The sequence below is a fragment of the Pseudomonas sp. GD04058 genome, assembly GCF_029836855.1.
Taxonomy (GTDB): Bacteria; Pseudomonadota; Gammaproteobacteria; order Pseudomonadales; family Pseudomonadaceae; genus Aquipseudomonas; species Aquipseudomonas bharatica.
This window is the reverse complement of the sequence record NZ_JAOECN010000086.1, coordinates 1-2,461: the sequence shown is the minus strand read 5'-3', so window position 1 is coordinate 2,461 and position 2,461 is coordinate 1. Positions and strand designations below refer to the sequence as shown.

The following is a 2,461-nucleotide window of genomic DNA, read 5'->3' as shown; positions in this document are numbered from 1 at the left end:
TATCGTCTATACCGCGCGCCTGACCAACCCGGCCGGCAGCGAGATGAAGATCACCCTGAGCAATGGTGAAGTCATCACGATTGGTAAAGGTCTGTCAGAAGGTAGCGTGACCTTCCCGGCGCCTCAGAACACCGTTTACGTAGATGGCGGCAACGTCAGTGTCACCGTCACCGGCACCACCGGCGGCGACTTCGAGCACCTGGAAGTCAGCCCGACTGCGGCTGTCACTGCCGTCACCGACAGCATCGACACTTCGACCGTCACCTTGACCGCGACCTCGAGCGCGGTCGAAGGCGGTGTGGTGACCTACACCGCCTCGGTTACCGCGCCAGTCACTGGTACGCCTCTGGTCATCTCCTTGGCGAACGGCCAGTCGATCACCATTCCGGTCAACGCTTCGAGCGGTTCGGTGGACTTCATCGCCCCGAATAACGTCCTGAACACCAACACCCCGTTGACCAACAGCATTACCGGCGTAACCGGTGGCAACTACGAGAAGCTTGAAACTGCCGGTACCCCGACCACCGTCGTGAGTGACGACCCGGCTCGTCTGGACACGACTGGCCTCACCCTGTCCGCAACCGGCACCGTCCAGGAAGGCGGCGATATCGTCTACACCGCCCGCCTGACCAATCCGACGGGCAGTGAAATGAAGATCACCCTCAGCAACGGGGAAGTGATCACCATCGGAAAAGGCCTGTCGGAAGGCAGCGTGACCTTCCCGGCGCCTGCCAACACCGTTTACGTGGACGGCGGCAATGTCAGCGTGACCGTCACCGGCACCACCGGCGGTGATTTCGAGCATCTGGAAGTCAGCCCAACGGCGGCTGTGACTGCTGTTACCGACAGCATCGATACTTCGACCGTGACTTTGACGGCCACCGCCAGTGCTGTTGAAGGCGGTGTGGTGACCTACACCGCCTCGGTTACCGCGCCAGTCACTGGTACGCCTCTGGTCATCTCTCTGGCGAACGGCCAGTCGATCACTATCCCGGTGAACAGCTCCAGCGGTTCGGTGGACCTCATCGCCCCGAACAACGTCCTGAACACCAATACGCCGCTGACCAACAGCATCACCGGCGTCACTGGTGGCAATTACGAGAAACTCGAAACCGCCGGCACCCCGACTACCGTTGTGACCGACGACCCGGCTCGCCTGGATACTACCGGCCTGACCCTGTCCGCCACAGGCACCGTCCAGGAAGGCGGCGATATCGTCTATACCGCTCGCCTGACCAACCCAGCCGGCAGCGAGATGAAGATCACCCTGAGCAATGGCGAGGTGATCACTATCGGCAAAGGTCTGTCGGAAGGCAGCGTGACCTTCCCGGCCCCGCAAAACACCGTTTACGTAGATGGCGGCAACGTCAGCGTCACCGTCACCGGCACCACCGGCGGCGACTTCGAACACCTGGAAGTCAGCCCGACTGCAGCTGTCACCGCCGTTACGGATTCGATCGATACTTCGACCGTCACCCTAACCGCGACTCCGAGCGCAGTGGAAGGTGGCGTCGTCACCTACACCGCCTCTGTCACGGCTCCGGTCACTGGCAACCCGCTGGTCATCTCTTTGGCGAACGGCCAGTCGATCACCATTCCGGTCAATAGCTCCAGCGGTTCGGTCGATTTCATTGCCCCGAACAACGTCCTGAACACCAACACGCCGCTGACCAACAGCATCACCGGTGTCACTGGCGGCAATTACGAGAAGCTCGAAACCGCCGGCACTCCAACCACCGTTGTGACCGACGACCCGGCTCGCCTGGACACTACAGGCCTGACCCTCAGCGCTACCGGCACCGTCCAGGAAGGTGGTGACATCGTCTACACCGCCCGCCTGACCAACCCGGCGGGCAGCGAGATGAAGATCACCCTCAGCAACGGGGAAGTGATCACCATCGGTAAGGGCCTGAGTGAAGGCAGCGTGACCTTCGCCGCACCGCAGAACACCGTTTATGTGGATGGCGGCAACGTTAGCGTGACTGTCACTGGGACTACTGGTGGCGACTTCGAGCACCTGGAAGTCAGCCCAACCCCGGCTGTCACCGCCGTTACGGATTCGATCGATACTTCGACCGTCACTCTGACCGCCACCGCCAGCGCTGTAGAAGGCGGTGTCGTCACCTACACCGCCTCGGTTACCGCGCCAGTTACTGGTACGCCTCTGGTCATCTCCTTGGCGAACGGCCAGTCGATCACCATCCCGGTCAACGCTTCGAGCGGTTCGGTGGACTTCACCGCGCCAAACAACGTCTATGGCACCAACGCGCCGCTGACCAACAGCATCACCGGCGTCACCGGCGGCAATTACGAGAAGCTGGTGACCGCCGGTACACCGAGCACCGTGGTCAACGACAACCCGAACAATCTCGACACCACCGGGGTCAGCCTGACCGCCTCCGGCACCGTCCAGGAAGGCGGCCAGATCACTTACACCGCCAAGCTGACCAACCCGGCCGGC

General features: G+C 61.8%; 1 protein-coding gene. It reads left to right on the top strand.

Translation table 11 applies throughout. The features are described from left to right. Positions 1-2,461, top strand: a 2,461-nt coding sequence (locus N7650_RS27810) for an immunoglobulin-like domain-containing protein (protein WP_347815663.1), incomplete at both ends; no start/stop codon positions are given.